15 protein-coding genes and 1 tRNA gene are annotated in these 12,279 nt (G+C 68.4%); 5 read left to right on the plus strand and 11 right to left on the minus strand.

The window, feature by feature from the left end; translation table 11 throughout:
* Positions 1-88: 88 nt before the first annotated feature.
* The 6 genes from G328_RS0104835 to G328_RS0104860 all read right to left on the minus strand — a co-directional run bounded on the left by G328_RS0104835 (position 89) and on the right by G328_RS0104860 (position 4,018).
* Positions 89-511, minus strand: a complete 423-nt coding sequence (locus tag G328_RS0104835) for an organic hydroperoxide resistance protein (protein ID WP_026339655.1) — start codon at positions 509-511, stop codon at positions 89-91.
* Positions 512-658: 147 nt separating this feature from the next.
* Entirely contained in the window at positions 659-1,348 is a 690-nt protein-coding gene (gene rplA / locus G328_RS0104840) for a 50S ribosomal protein L1 (protein ID WP_019618220.1), read from the minus strand.
* A gap of 122 nt (positions 1,349-1,470) precedes the next feature.
* Complete coding sequence (gene rplK, locus G328_RS0104845) at positions 1,471-1,905, minus strand: 50S ribosomal protein L11 (RefSeq protein ID WP_019618221.1); 435 nt, start codon at positions 1,903-1,905, stop codon at positions 1,471-1,473.
* Positions 1,906-2,097: 192 nt separating this feature from the next.
* Positions 2,098-2,946: a transcription termination/antitermination protein NusG gene (gene nusG, locus G328_RS0104850; RefSeq protein WP_019618222.1), complete on the minus strand. Its 849-nt coding sequence runs from the start codon at positions 2,944-2,946 to the stop codon at positions 2,098-2,100.
* 102 nt (positions 2,947-3,048) lie between these two features.
* On the minus strand, positions 3,049-3,765 hold the full coding sequence (gene secE, locus G328_RS16140; protein ID WP_019618223.1) for a preprotein translocase subunit SecE: 717 nt from the start codon (positions 3,763-3,765) through the stop codon (positions 3,049-3,051).
* Between the two features lie 180 nt (positions 3,766-3,945).
* Positions 3,946-4,018: transfer RNA gene (locus G328_RS0104860), tRNA-Trp, on the minus strand.
* Between the two features lie 162 nt (positions 4,019-4,180).
* Between G328_RS0104860 and G328_RS0104865 the strand changes: the two genes are divergently transcribed.
* Positions 4,181-5,383 (plus strand): pyridoxal phosphate-dependent aminotransferase, encoded by a 1,203-nt coding sequence (locus G328_RS0104865; protein ID WP_019618224.1) that lies wholly within the window; start codon positions 4,181-4,183, stop codon positions 5,381-5,383.
* 122 nt (positions 5,384-5,505) lie between these two features.
* Here the strand turns inward: G328_RS0104865 and G328_RS0104870 are convergent, their stop codons facing one another.
* The 5 genes from G328_RS0104870 to G328_RS0104890 are packed head-to-tail and all read right to left on the minus strand — an operon-like array spanning position 5,506 to position 9,226.
* Complete coding sequence (locus G328_RS0104870) at positions 5,506-6,285, minus strand: hypothetical protein (RefSeq protein ID WP_019618225.1); 780 nt, start codon at positions 6,283-6,285, stop codon at positions 5,506-5,508.
* Positions 6,286-6,342: 57 nt separating this feature from the next.
* Entirely contained in the window at positions 6,343-7,392 is a 1,050-nt protein-coding gene (locus tag G328_RS0104875) for a UDP-N-acetylmuramate dehydrogenase (RefSeq protein ID WP_019618226.1), read from the minus strand.
* Complete coding sequence (locus tag G328_RS0104880) at positions 7,389-7,811, minus strand: MaoC/PaaZ C-terminal domain-containing protein (RefSeq protein ID WP_019618227.1); 423 nt, start codon at positions 7,809-7,811, stop codon at positions 7,389-7,391. The genes G328_RS0104875 and G328_RS0104880 overlap by 4 nt, the downstream gene beginning before the upstream one ends.
* Positions 7,808-8,263 carry an FAS1-like dehydratase domain-containing protein gene (locus G328_RS0104885; protein WP_019618228.1) on the minus strand — a complete coding sequence of 152 codons (456 nt, stop codon included), beginning with the start codon at positions 8,261-8,263 and terminating at the stop codon, positions 7,808-7,810. The genes G328_RS0104880 and G328_RS0104885 overlap by 4 nt, the downstream gene beginning before the upstream one ends.
* A 48-nt stretch (positions 8,264-8,311) precedes the next feature.
* Entirely contained in the window at positions 8,312-9,226 is a 915-nt protein-coding gene (locus tag G328_RS0104890) for a class II glutamine amidotransferase (RefSeq protein ID WP_019618229.1), read from the minus strand.
* A 132-nt stretch (positions 9,227-9,358) separates the two neighbouring features.
* Here G328_RS0104890 and G328_RS16455 point away from each other — a divergent pair, with 132 nt between their 5' ends.
* The 4 genes from G328_RS16455 (at position 9,359) to G328_RS15735 (ending at position 12,266) form a co-directional block, all read left to right on the plus strand.
* Positions 9,359-9,505: a hypothetical protein gene (locus G328_RS16455; protein WP_019618230.1), complete on the plus strand. Its 147-nt coding sequence runs from the start codon at positions 9,359-9,361 to the stop codon at positions 9,503-9,505.
* 67 nt (positions 9,506-9,572) lie between these two features.
* The gene (locus tag G328_RS0104900; RefSeq protein ID WP_019618231.1) at positions 9,573-10,016 is read left to right on the plus strand and encodes a MarR family winged helix-turn-helix transcriptional regulator; all 444 of its coding nucleotides are present in this window, start codon (positions 9,573-9,575) and stop codon (positions 10,014-10,016) included.
* Positions 10,017-10,144: 128 nt separating this feature from the next.
* Positions 10,145-11,407, plus strand: a complete 1,263-nt coding sequence (locus G328_RS0104905; RefSeq protein ID WP_019618232.1) for an MFS transporter — start codon at positions 10,145-10,147, stop codon at positions 11,405-11,407.
* Between the two features lie 118 nt (positions 11,408-11,525).
* Positions 11,526-12,266, plus strand: coding sequence for a MarR family winged helix-turn-helix transcriptional regulator (locus G328_RS15735; protein WP_019618233.1), 741 nt, complete (start codon positions 11,526-11,528; stop codon positions 12,264-12,266).
* Positions 12,267-12,279 lie beyond the last annotated feature (13 nt).

Genomic DNA, 12,279 nt, shown 5'->3' on the forward strand with positions numbered 1-12,279 from the left:
AGTAATTCGGGTGCATTGGTGCGCAAACGAGCATCGCCGCACCACCCGAGCGGGCGATGCGGCGATCTGCGCTGTGCTGCTGCGTCGACTACTCGACGACGTTGAGCTGCACCTCGACGTTGCCGCGCGTCGCGTGCGAGTACGGGCAGATGTCTTCGTGCGCGACGCGGGCCACCTCGGCCGCCTCGTCCTTCGTGAGGTTCGGCGCGTGGATGTCGTGGGTCACGGCAAGCTGGAACCCGGTGGGCTCGCGCTTGCCGATGCTCACTGACGTCGAGACGCCGGCGTCGCTCGTGTCCTTGCCGAGCTGCTTGCCGGCGGCGTGGAACGCGCCGAGGAAGCAGGCCGAGTAGCCCGCGGCGAACAACTGCTCGGGGTTCGTGCCCTCACCGCTGCCGCCCATTTCCTTTGGCGGGCGGGTGGGGAGGTTGATGCGGTCGTCTTCGGAACGGACTTCGCCGTCGCGGCCGCCACCGGAGGCGTGGGCAAGTGCGGTGTAAATAGCTTCCATGCCTCCGACGCTAGTCCCGCATCTTCACAGGCTGCTGAGCGTCGGGCGCCAGCCGCGCGGAAACGCGAGACCGCGTATCCCAAGCTGGTTACTACCAAGCTTGGGATACGCGGTCTCGCGTTCGCGCCTCGCGGCGCGTTCTCGGGGTTAGAACGCCGAAACGTCGAGGGGGATCGACGGGCCGAAGGTCGTCGTGACGACGGCCTTCTGCACGTAGCGGCCCTTCGCCGAAGCCGGCTTGAGGCGCACGACCTCGTCGATCGCGGCCTGGAGGTTGTCGGTGATCTTGTCGGCGTCGAACGACGCCTTACCCGCGATGAAGTGCAGGTTCGAGTGCTTGTCGACGCGGAACTCGATCTTGCCGCCCTTGATCTCGGTGACGGCCTTCGCGGCGTCGGGGGTCACGGTGCCGGTCTTCGGGTTCGGCATGAGGCCACGGGGACCAAGCACCTTACCGAGGCGACCGACCTTGCCCATCATGTCGGGGGTGGCGACGGCCGAGTCGAAGTCGGTCCAGCCATCGGCGACCTTCGCGATGAGCTCGTCGGCGCCAACCTCGTCGGCGCCAGCGGCGATCGCGGCCTCGGCGGCCGGGCCCTGCGCGAACACGATGACGCGCGCGGTCTTACCGGTGCCGTGGGGCAGCGAGACGGTGCCGCGCACCATCTGGTCAGCCTTGCGGGGGTCGACGGCGAGGCGCATCGCGACCTCAACCGTGCTGTCGAACTTCGCCGAAGCGGTGTCCTTCGCGAGCTGGGCGGCCTCGCCAAGGCTGTAGACCTTGCCCGCCTCGATCTTCTCTGCCGCGGCGCGGAACGCCTTGGACTTCTTTGCCATGTTGTGCTCCTTTGAGAGTGTGCGGTCGAACGAGCTGGCTGGCTCTCCCGCGGAAGTGTGTACGGCCGCACTCGGCGGCTGAGTGCCGTCCCCGTTCGCAGTGGCGGGGTCGACTGAGGGGGCTAGTTGCCCGTGACCTCGATGCCCATGGAACGGGCGGTACCGGCGATGATCTTCGCGCCGGCCTCGATGTCGTTCGCGTTGAGGTCAGCCTTCTTGGTTTCGGCGATCTCGCGAGCCTGGTCCATCGTCATCTTGCCGACCTTGTTCGTGTGGGGCACACCCGAACCCTTCTTCACACCGGCAGCCTTCTTGATGAGCTCCGCGGCGGGCGGGGTCTTCAGCACGAAGGTGAACGAGCGGTCCTCGTACACGGTGATCTCAACGGGCACAACGTTGCCGCGCTGCTGCTCGGTCGCCGCGTTGTACGCCTTGCAGAACTCCATGATGTTGACGCCGTGCTGACCGAGCGCCGGGCCAACGGGCGGGGCGGGGTTAGCGGCACCAGCCTGGATCTGAAGCTTGATCAGACCCGAGACCTTCTTCTTGGGGGCCATGTGGTTTCCTTTCTGTCGAGAGGATGTTGCGAGCATCCCTCTCCCGCAGCGCCGGCCTTTCCGGCGCCCGGTAACGGTTGCGACGAGCGCAACCCCGCAAGTTTACTCGAAATCGCACGCCCTGACCAGGGCGCACTCAGGCGAGCGCGGCGCCAGCAACAGGTGCCGGCGCCGCGCTCGCGTTGTGGGGTGTTAGAGCTTCGTGACCTGGTCGAAGTTGAGCTCGACCGGGGTCTCGCGACCGAACAGCGACACGAGCACGGTGAGCTTGCCGGCGACCGCGTTGATCTCGCTGATCGTGCCGGTGAGGCCCTCGAACGAGCCCTCCTTGATCGTGATGGTCTCGCCGTTCTCGAACTCGACCTCGATCTTCGGCTGCGAGCCCGCGCCGCCCGACTTCTTCGACTCGCCCTTCGCATCCTTCGCGTCGGGAACCTCGACGATGCTCTTCAGCATCTCGAAGACCTCCTTGAAGCGCAGCGGCACGGGGTCGTGAGCGTTGCCGACGAAGCCGGTGACGCCCGGCGTCTGGCGCACGAGCGACCAGCTGTCTTCGGTGAGGTGCATGCGCACGAGCACGTAGCCGGGGATGCGCACGCGGGTGACCATCTTGCGCTGGCCGTTCTTCGTCTCGACGACGTCTTCCATCGGCACCTGCACCTCGTAGATGTCGTCGGCACCCTCCGACGACTCGCTGCGGCGCTTGTTTTCGACGCGCTGCGTGAGGTTGTCGCGCACCTTGCGCTCGAAGCCGGCGTACGTGTGGATGACGTACCACTTGCCGGGCTTCATGCGCAGCTCGAGCTTGAACTCGGCGTACGGGTCGATTTCTTCTTCGGCCTCTTCGGCGTCGGCCGGGGCGTCGGCGGCGGGAGCCTCGTCGGTCACTGTCTCGTCGGCCGAGGCCTCGGCCTGCTCGGTCTCTACCGACTCAGCGTCAACCTGCTCGGTCTCTGCCGACTCAAGGTCGGCTTGCTCGGCGCCGGTGGTGGGCTCGAGCTCGGTCTCGTTCTGCTCGGGGAGCTGGGTTTCGTCAGCCACGGTGTTTCAACTCACTTCATCGAGGTGCGGCCGCGGGGCCGCTCGGTCTGTGCAATCGGTGTGCAATGGATGCGCGGGCCGGGGTGCGCCGCGACTTTGGGTCTACGGGGTTGCCGCGGGCGTTTCGGCGGGCACGCCCGACTCGGTCGGCACCGCGGTCTGCGACGGGTCGCCGCCCTGGAACCACTCGGAGGGGATCAGCTCCTGGCCGTTGCCGAACACCCACGACGACGCGAAGCCGAAGAGCCAGTCGAACAGCATGACGAGGAGCATCATGATCACGAGGAAGGCGAGCACGACGCCGACGTAGCGCCAGAGTTCCTGGCGGGTCGGGGTGACGACCTTCTTCAGCTCAATGAGCACCTCGTGGAAGAACTTGCCGAGGCCACGGCGCTCGCCGTCCTTGCCCGACTTCTTCTTGTCGGCCTTCGCAGCCTTGCCCGACTTCGTCGAGGACGTCTCGGTGGCGCCCTTCGCCGACTTGCTTACCGCCGAGCCCTTGGCCGACCCAGAACCCTTGGCAGGCCCAGACCCCTTAGCGGGCTTCGGGTCGCGCTTGCTGCGCTTCGAGGTAGCCGCGGCGGCCGGCTTGTCGTCGGCGTCTTCGGCCTCCGAGTCATCAGCGGCCGGCTCGTCATCGGCGTCCGAGTCATCGTCGTCCGAATCCTCGGCCTCCGAATCGTCAGCCTCGTCGACGTCCAGCTCTTCGGCGTCGACCTCGGCGGCCGTCTCGTCCGCAGCGTCGACCTCGTCACCGGTGGGTTCGGTTTCGTTCGTGAGGTCGTCGTCACGCTCGTCGTCAGACGTGCCTGTGGCCACGCGGATCCCTTTCGAAGGTCGGAAGTGCGGCGCATTGCCCGGTTTTTGGGCGCACTGCAGTATGCCTTTTGGCAACCCGCCTAGCCTACGCCACCCCGGCATCCTTGTCGATGCGGCCCAGGTTCGCGGAACTTGCCCGGATACGAAGAACGGGCCGTGCGATCGCACGACCCGACCTTGCAGGGCGGACAGGAATCGAACCTGCAACCTGCGGTTTTGGAGACCGCTGCTCTGCCAATTGAGCTACCGCCCTACGTCACGCCGCACGAACTGCGCGAGGCAACCCAAGCAGTCTACGGCAAATCCGGCGCCGCCTCCACCGCGTATCCGCGTCTCCCCTGCGCGTCGCAACACGCACCCGGCAGCAGAAAATGAATCTCGATAATTTAGGGCGGAACGATCTAGGCTGTGAGCCATGACTGCATCGCGCCTCTCTTCCCGCGTATCCGCCATCGCACCTTCGGCCACGCTGAAGGTCGACAACAAGGCCAAGGCCCTCAAAGCAGAGGGACGGCCCGTCATTTCTTACGCCGCCGGCGAGCCCGACTTCGCGACGCCTCAGCACGTCGTCGACGCCGCCGTCGAGGCCGTGAAAGACCCGAAGAACCACAAGTACACCGCGAACGTCGGCCTGCCCGACCTGCGCGACGCGATCGTCGAGAAGACGGCGCGCGACTCGGGCCTCACCGTGCCCGCGAGCCAGGTGCTCGTCACGAACGGCGGCAAGCAGGCCGTGTTCGAGGCGCTCCAGGCGATCGTCGGCGACGGTGACGAGGTGATCCTCCCGACCCCGGCCTGGACCACCTACCCCGAGGTCATCAAGTTCGCCGGCGGCAGCACCGTGGAGGTGTTCGCGGGCGCCGACCAGGGCTACAAGGTAACGGTCGAGCAGCTCGAGGCCGCCCGCACCCCGAACACGAAGGCGATGCTGTTCGTGTCGCCCTCGAACCCGACCGGCGCCGTCTACTCGCCCGAGGAGACCCGCGCGATCGGCGACTGGGCGCTCGAGCACGGCGTGTGGGTCATCGCCGACGAGATTTACCAGAACCTCGTCTACGACGGCGTGAAGGCCACCTCGATCGTCGAGGCCGTGCCGGCGCTCGCCGAGCAGACCGTGCTCGTCAACGGCGTCGCGAAGTCGTTCGCGATGACCGGCTGGCGCGTCGGCTGGATGGTCGGCCCCGAAGACGTCATCAAGGGCGCCGCGAACCTGCAGTCGCACCTCACGAGCAACGTGAACAACATCGCGCAGCGCGCCGCGCTCGCCGCCCTCACTGGCCCGAGCGAGCCGATCGAGGAGTTCCGCGTCGCGTTCGACCGCCGCCGCAAGCTCATGGTCGACGAGCTCTCGAAGATCACCGGCTTCGAGGTGCCGACGCCGCAGGGTGCGTTCTACGTCTACGCCGACGTCACGGGCGTGCTCGGTAAGGAGTACGACGGCGTTCGCCTCGAGACCTCGCTCGACCTCGCCGACTTCCTGCTCGACAAGGCCGAGGTTGCCGCGGTTCCCGGCGAGGCCTTCGGCCCCTCGGGCTACCTGCGCTTCAGCTACGCGCTCGGCGACGACGCGCTCGTCGAGGGCGTGCAGCGCATCCAGCAGCTCTTCGGTACGAAGTAGCCGCCCGGCGCAGCCCGCATGGGTTGGCGAAAAGGCACCGTTCACCTCGTGTGAATGGTGCCTTTTTGACAACCCATGGCGCGGATACGCGCGGGGTGGCTACGCGGGCGGGGATGCGCGCGCTACGGCGTCGTGAACGAGATCTCGTCGAGCTTGTCGAGCAGCTCGTCGTTGTCGTCGATGGGGTCGATCGACCAGAGCACGATGTGGATGCGGAAGCCGCTGAGCGGCATGACGCGCTGGAGCATCCAGATCTCGCCGCCCTCGCAGTTGGTGGCGCGCACGCCGAGGAGCTCGAGCTTCGTGCCGTCTTCACCCTCGAGCCAGAACGATTCGGGCTCCCCGACACCGCTCACGCCGTACGCGCACTCGTCGTTGATGCGGTTGAGCTGCGCGAGGGTGAGGTCATTGTCGGTCTGGCTCGAGTCGAACACCGACGTCTGCCACACCTGCAGCTGCGAGTCGTAGCCGGGCGACATGAGCGTGAGCTGGTCGGGGCGATTGATGATCTCGCTCTCGACCCAGTCGCCGATCTTCGGCTCGGTGAGGGTGAAGCCGTCTTCGAACACGGCGTCCTGATCGATCGACACGGTGTCTCCGGGCTGCACGACGTACGGCGTCGGCGTCGCCTTCGGGGTGTCGGTCGGGCCCGTGCCGCTCGTGCCCTGCGTGCCGTACGGGGCGGCGGCCTCGCCCGCGAGCGGCTCGGTCGTGCGGCCCCAGAGGAGGCCGAGCGTCACGACCAGACCGATGACGACGACGGCTGAGATCGCGCTGAGGGCGATCGTGAGGGGCGACCACACGCCCTGGCGAGCGGCCGGCTCGGGCTCGGGGCGCGCATCCGCCGCCTCGAGCCCGTACTTCGGCTCGGGCGGGCTGAATCGCGGCCGCTGCTCAGTCACGTGGGTCTCCGTCTCGTCGATACCCCTCGAGTGTTGCGCACGCGCGACTGGAATGCACTACAGCTCGAGGCCGATCAGGTTCGGCTCGGGAATGAGTTGGACGCCGAACTCGGCGAGCACGCGAGCCCGCACGTAGCGGGCGAGCTCGGCGATCTGCTCGGCGCTCGCGCCGTCGTGGTTCGTAATCGCGAGCGTGTGCTTCGACGAGATCGCGGCGCCGCTGCCCGGCAGCGCAAAGCCGCGCTTCACGCCCGCGTGGTCGATGAGCCACGCGGCCGACAGCTTCACGAGCTCGTTCCCCGCCTCGTCGACGCCGGCATCAAAGCGCGGGGCCGACGACGGGAGGTGGATGCCCGCAAACTCGCGGCGCACGACGGGGTTGATGAAGAACGAGCCGCTCGAGCGGGTGTCGACGTCGTCGGCGTCGAGCACCATGCCCTTCGACGCCCGAAGCGCGAGCACTGCGGCGCGCTGCTGCGCGACCGGCACCCGGTCGCCGAGCGCGACGTCGAGCGCCTTTGCGAGCTGCGCGTACTCGACGGGCGCGCCGTCGTCGCCCGAAACCCGCCGCAGCCGCAGCTCGACGCGAAGCACGAGGGCGCGAAGCTCCTCGCGCTTCAGCGCCGACGTGCGGTAGCCGAGGCCGAGGTCGGCCGCCGGCACCCAGCGCTGCTCGCCGGTGTCGGCGTCGAGAATCTCGATGCGCTCGAGCACGTCGGCGAGCTCCTGCCCGTAGGCGCCAATGTTCTGCACGGGCGCCGCGCCGACCGAGCCGGGAATGCCCGCGAGCGCCTCGATGCCGCTGAGGCCTCGCTTGACGGTCGCGTCGACGAGGCCGCTCCACGACTCCCCCGCCTCGGCGGTGACGTAGACGGTGTTGCCGTCCTCGCGCTCTTCGACGCCGAGGGTCGAAACGCGCAGCACGGGGCCCGCGAACCCGTCGTCGCTCACGATTGTGTTCGAGCCGCCCGCGATGATGAGGAACGGCTCGTCGGTCTCAACGAGGTCGAGGTACGCCTCGACGAGCTCGGCGCGGGTCGCCGGCTCGAGGAGCTCGGCCTCGGCCTGCGAGACCCGCGTCGTCGTCAGTTCGGCGAACGTCGTCATGCGGTGAACCGCGCGCGCACCTGCGCCTTCGTGAGCACGGTGCGGTCGTCGAAGCTCACGGTGAGGTCGATGCGGCCGATGCCGTCGTCGCCCGCGGGCTCGCCGACGGTCGCGACGAGGTGCACCTCGGCGCCCTCGGCCGCATCGACGAGCACGGGGCGCGTGAAGCGCACCTGGTAGTCGACGACCCGCCCCGGGTCGCCGAGCAGCTCGATCACCGGCTGAATCGCGGCGCCCATCGTGAGCATGCCGTGCGCGAGCACGCCGGGCAGGCCCACCTCGGTCGCGACATCGTCGCGGTAGTGGATGGGGTTGAAGTCGCCCGAGGCTCCGGCGTAGCGCACGAGTGAGTCGCGCGTGAAGTGCAGCGTCGTTTCGAGCAGCTGGTCGCCCTTCGCGGCGGTTTCGATCGTCGTCATCGGTCGTCCTCCTGCCCGCCGACGACGAGCGTTGCGTAGGCCGTCACGACCTCGCTGCCCTCGGCATCCGTGATCACCGTGGTCGCCTGCAGCATCGAGTTGCCGCGCACGGCGCGCACGTTCGTCACCTCGAGTTCGGCGGTGAGCTCGTCGCCCGCGACGATGGGGCGCACGTACGTGAAGCTCTCGTCGGCGTGCACGACGTTCTTCAGCTCGAAGTCGGCGGCCGGGTCGGCGAGCAGCAGCTGCAGCCCGCGGTCTTGCAGCACGGCCGGGTAGGTCGTCGGCGCGACGACGTCGGCGTAGCCCGCCTCGCGCGCCTTCGCGACGTCGACATGGATGGGGTTGGTCGCGAACACGGCGGCGGCAAACGCGCGCACGTGCTCGCGCCCCACGAGGTAGGGCTCGGCGAGCGCGAAGCGCCGGCCGACGAGTTCGGGGTTCACAGTCACGCCCGCCAGTCTACGTGGCGGGCGGCCCGCAGGCCCTGGTGCGACCCGCTAGATGCCGGCCGCGGCGCGCAGCTGCCGCCGGCTCGCGAGCTCGTCGATCGTCGCGTCGTTGAGGGCGGCGTGCCCACGGCGCGAGGCCGTCTCGCGGATGCCGAAGATCTTGCGCTGCGACAGCTCGAGGGTCTCGAGGTCGATGCTCGTGATCGTGTCGTCGGGCACCCGGCTCCAGCCAGCGAGGTTGATGCCGGTCGACGAGAACACGGTGGTGCCGTCGGGCTTCTGCAGCATCGCGAGCTTGTAGTAGTTCTCGTCGTGGTCGTCGGGCAGCAGGCTCGGGTCGATGCCGTACGAGCGGAAGTCGGCGTCGGTGACGTGCGCCGTCGAGTTCGCGTGAATCACGAACAGGTGCTGGTCGGTGAGCACGACCGCGTTGAGGCTCGCCTCGGGAAACGTCTGCCGCAGCCGCTGCAGCGCCTGCACGACGCCGCGCTGCACGTCGCCGTCGCACGCGTGAATCTGCTTGCGCACGTAGGCGAAGTAGAGCTCGGAGTCGGTCGTGCCCTCGACCGAGCGCAGTTCGTCCTCACTGAGCAGCTGCTCGAACCGCTCGACCGGAATGATCGAGCCGTTGTGCGCGAACGCGATGCCCTCGGCGACGAAGGGGTGCGTGTTCACCTTCGTGCGCTTGAGGCGGTCGGTCGCGAGGCGAAGGTGCACGAGCCGCGCGTACGAGGGAACGCTCGTGAGCGCCGCCGTGAGCATGGGGTCGGACTGCCCCGGCGTCGAAACCCGCGCCGATTCGACCTCGGGGGCATCCTCGCCCGGGCCCATCGCGAGCCAGGCGGTGCCCCAACCGTCGTTGTGCACGCTCGTCATCTGCTGGAAGGCCTCGGCGTTAGCCTCGCCGATCACCTCCGAGACCGATGTCTCAACGGGTGCGGCGTAGGCGAGCAATCGGCACATGTGCGGCTCCCCTTCGCGGTCGTGGTGCGCTGCGGTGTGCAGCGTCGCAATCTATTGTCGCGCCCGGCGAGTGGCGCGTCGAGCGGCGGCGACGCCCCGCGTAACACGAACGCGCGGTGAGACAATAGAGGCATGACCTCGATCACGGATGCGCTCCTCGCGGCCGCCGCGAGCGCCGACTCGACACCGCCCGTCGTCTGGTGGATCGGCGGCATCATCGTCGCGGTCGCGTTCGGCGCGATGGTCTGGCGCACGATTCGCCGCAACCGGCTGAAGTAGCGGCACCGCGCGCCCGGCGCGCCTCAGTACATTGGCGTTCTATATAGATGCTCTATATACTCGGTGCGTGACTCAAGAACCCGACCTCAGCGCGATCGCGGCGCGACTCATCGTCTACGGCAGCCGCTTCGCCTCAGCAGCCCGGCGCCGCGCGGGCGTCACCCGCTCGTCGGTCAGCTTGCGCGTGCTCTCGAACCTGCAGCTACTCGGCCCCACGCGCGTCGGTGACCTCGCCCACCTCGAGCGGCTCACGCAGCCCTCGATGACCTCGGCCGTGAACCGGCTCGAAGCAGAGGGGCTCGTCGCCCGCGAGCCTGACGAGACGGATGCGCGCGCGAGCCTCGTGCGCCTCACCGACGCGGGCGAGGCGGAGCTCGCCGACTTCCGACGTCGCGCCGCCGAGGCCGTACTCCCGAAGCTCGAACAGCTCGACGCCGAGGAGCGCGAAACACTCCTGCGCGCGAGCGTGCTCCTCGAGCGCCTCACCGCGCCCGACGCGCGCGATTCATAGCCGCGCATCCGCCGCGAGCGCGAAACCGACCACCGACCAACCGACCAACCGACCAACCGACCACCAGCCCGCACGCCGACACGACCCATCCGGCCACTCGACGCAAGGACGCCACCGACCCAGAAAGCATGATGCACTCCACCGATACGCCCAAGAACTCGATCTTGAAGCAACCCCTCGCCGTCTGGGCGATCGCCTTCGCCTGCACTGTCTCGTTCATGGGCATCGGGCTCGTCGACCCGATCCTCCCCGCCATCAGCCACGAGCTCGACGCGTCGGCGTCGCAGACGATGCTGCTGTTCACGAGCTACCTGCTCATCACCGCCGTCGCGATGTTCTTCACGAGCTGGGTCGCGAGCCGTCTCGGCACGAAGCGCACCCTCGTGATCGGCCTCGTGCTCATCGTCGTGTTCGCGGCGCTCGCGGGGGCCTCGGGCTCGGTGGATGCGATCATCGGTTTCCGCGGCGGGTGGGGGCTCGGCAACGCACTGTTCATCTCGACCGCGCTCGCCGCAATCGTCGGGGCCGCCTCGGGCGGGAGCGGGAGCGCGATCATGCTCTACGAGGCGGCACTCGGCGTCGGCATGGCACTCGGCCCACTGCTCGGCGGCCTGCTCGGCGAGTGGTCGTGGCGCGACCCGTTCTTCGGCACGGCGGCGCTCATGGCGATCGGCCTCGTCGCGATCCTCACGCTGCTGCGCACGCCCACCGAGAAGCCGAAGCCGGTGCACGTCACGGCGAGCTTCGAGGCGCTGAAGCACCCGACCCTGCGTGCGCTCGGCATCACGGCGCTGTTCTATAACTTTGGGTTCTTCACGATCCTCGCGTACACGCCGTACCCGCTCGAGGCGGCCGCGGCGAAGCTCGGGCTCGAGTTTGGCGCGCACGAACTCGGTCTCGTGTTCTTCGGCTGGGGTCTGTTGCTCGCGATCACGTCGGTGGTCGTCGCGCCGCTGCTCACGCGCACCTTCGGGCTCGTGAACACGCTCTACGCGATGCTCGTACTGCTCACCGGCACGCTCGCCGTCATGGCCGTGGCGGTGAACAACCTCACGACGCTGATCATCTGCATCGTCGTGTCGGGCGCGTTCCTCGGCGTCGTGAACACCGCCCTCACCGAGACGGTCATGGAGGCGACCGACCTGCCTCGCCAGGTTGCCTCGTCGACCTATTCGGGCATCCGGTTCCTCGGCGGCGCGATCGCGCCGGCCGTTTCGGGCCCGATCGCGAGCGCGCTCGGCGCCCAGGCCCCGTACTGGCTCGGCGCCGCCTCGCTCGTGGTGGCGATCGTCGTGCTCGCGTGCTCAGCGCCGCGCCTACGCACGATCGGCCGGCCGCACGAGTCGGCGGCCGAAGAGGCCGCGACGATCTCGGCGGGCGACGCCGCGTAGTTCGCACAAGAAACTCTTCTACAGGCACCTGTTGCAATTTGCAGCAGGTGCCTGTATCTTTTTCAACAGGTACCGATCCAACAGGTACCAGTAGCTTATTCCGAAGAAGGAGAACCCCATGGAAAGCAACGACCTGTATCGCAAGTTCCGCACCGCCGCCCGACTCATGCGTCCGCGCGGCGGCCACCCCGGTGGCCCCGGATTCCCCGGTCACCCCGGCCCGCACGGCCCGGCGGCCGACCCGACCCGCGGCCAGGGCCGCATCCTCGCGACCCTGAAGCTGCAAGACGGCGTGCCGACGAAAGACCTCGCGTTCATCCTCGGGATGCGCGTCGCCTCACTCAACGAGGCGCTCGCGAAGCTCGAGCGGGCCGAGTTCGTCACCCGCGAGCCCTCCCCCGACGACAAGCGCGTCATGCTGATTCGCCTTACCGAGGCGGGCCGCAACACCGAACAGTTCACCCCGCAGCGGCCCGATGCGTTCTCGACGCTGAGCGACGACGAGCGCGACCAGCTCGGCGCCCTGCTCGACCGCGTCATCGAACAGCTCGAGTCGCAGCAGCCCGAAGAAGACGAGGCGCCGAACGACGAGTTCGACCGCTGGAGCGAGCGCGCCCGCAAGCGGATGGGCGACGAGCGCTTCGAAGAGTGGATTGACCGCATGGCCGAGCAGGAGCCCGAAAAGTTCGAGCGTCTGCGCCGTGGATTCGAGCGCCGCGGCCGCGGTCGCGGCCCGCACGGCCGTCCCCACGGCGACCCGCGCGGCTTCGGTCACGGCGAGCGCTACCACCACGAGTGCCGCCGCAACGAAATGTCCTACGGCTTCGGCGAGCGCCCGCACCGCGGCCGTCGCCGCTAAGCAACGGCCTAGA

Origin of the sequence: [Zimmermannella] faecalis ATCC 13722 (assembly GCF_000381765.1) — a bacterium.
GTDB classification, from domain to species: Bacteria; Actinomycetota; Actinomycetes; order Actinomycetales; family Microbacteriaceae; genus Gulosibacter; species Gulosibacter faecalis.

Excerpts from the sequence above, each read along its gene's own strand:
- G328_RS0104875 (WP_019618226.1), bottom strand. The coding sequence starts at position 7,392 with ATGACGACGTTCGCCGAACTGACGACGACGCGGGTCTCGCAGGCCGAG.
- G328_RS0104905 (WP_019618232.1), top strand. The coding sequence starts at position 10,145 with ATGATGCACTCCACCGATACGCCCAAGAACTCGATCTTGAAGCAACCC.
- rplA (WP_019618220.1), bottom strand. The coding sequence starts at position 1,348 with ATGGCAAAGAAGTCCAAGGCGTTCCGCGCCGCGGCAGAGAAGATCGAG.
- G328_RS0104865 (WP_019618224.1), top strand. The coding sequence starts at position 4,181 with ATGACTGCATCGCGCCTCTCTTCCCGCGTATCCGCCATCGCACCTTCG.
- G328_RS16455 (WP_019618230.1), top strand. The coding sequence starts at position 9,359 with ATGACCTCGATCACGGATGCGCTCCTCGCGGCCGCCGCGAGCGCCGAC.
- rplK (WP_019618221.1), bottom strand. The coding sequence starts at position 1,905 with ATGGCCCCCAAGAAGAAGGTCTCGGGTCTGATCAAGCTTCAGATCCAG.
- G328_RS0104880 (WP_019618227.1), bottom strand. The coding sequence starts at position 7,811 with ATGACGACGATCGAAACCGCCGCGAAGGGCGACCAGCTGCTCGAAACG.
- G328_RS0104890 (WP_019618229.1), bottom strand. The coding sequence starts at position 9,226 with ATGTGCCGATTGCTCGCCTACGCCGCACCCGTTGAGACATCGGTCTCG.
- G328_RS0104835 (WP_026339655.1), bottom strand. The coding sequence starts at position 511 with ATGGAAGCTATTTACACCGCACTTGCCCACGCCTCCGGTGGCGGCCGC.
- G328_RS15735 (WP_019618233.1), top strand. The coding sequence starts at position 11,526 with ATGGAAAGCAACGACCTGTATCGCAAGTTCCGCACCGCCGCCCGACTC.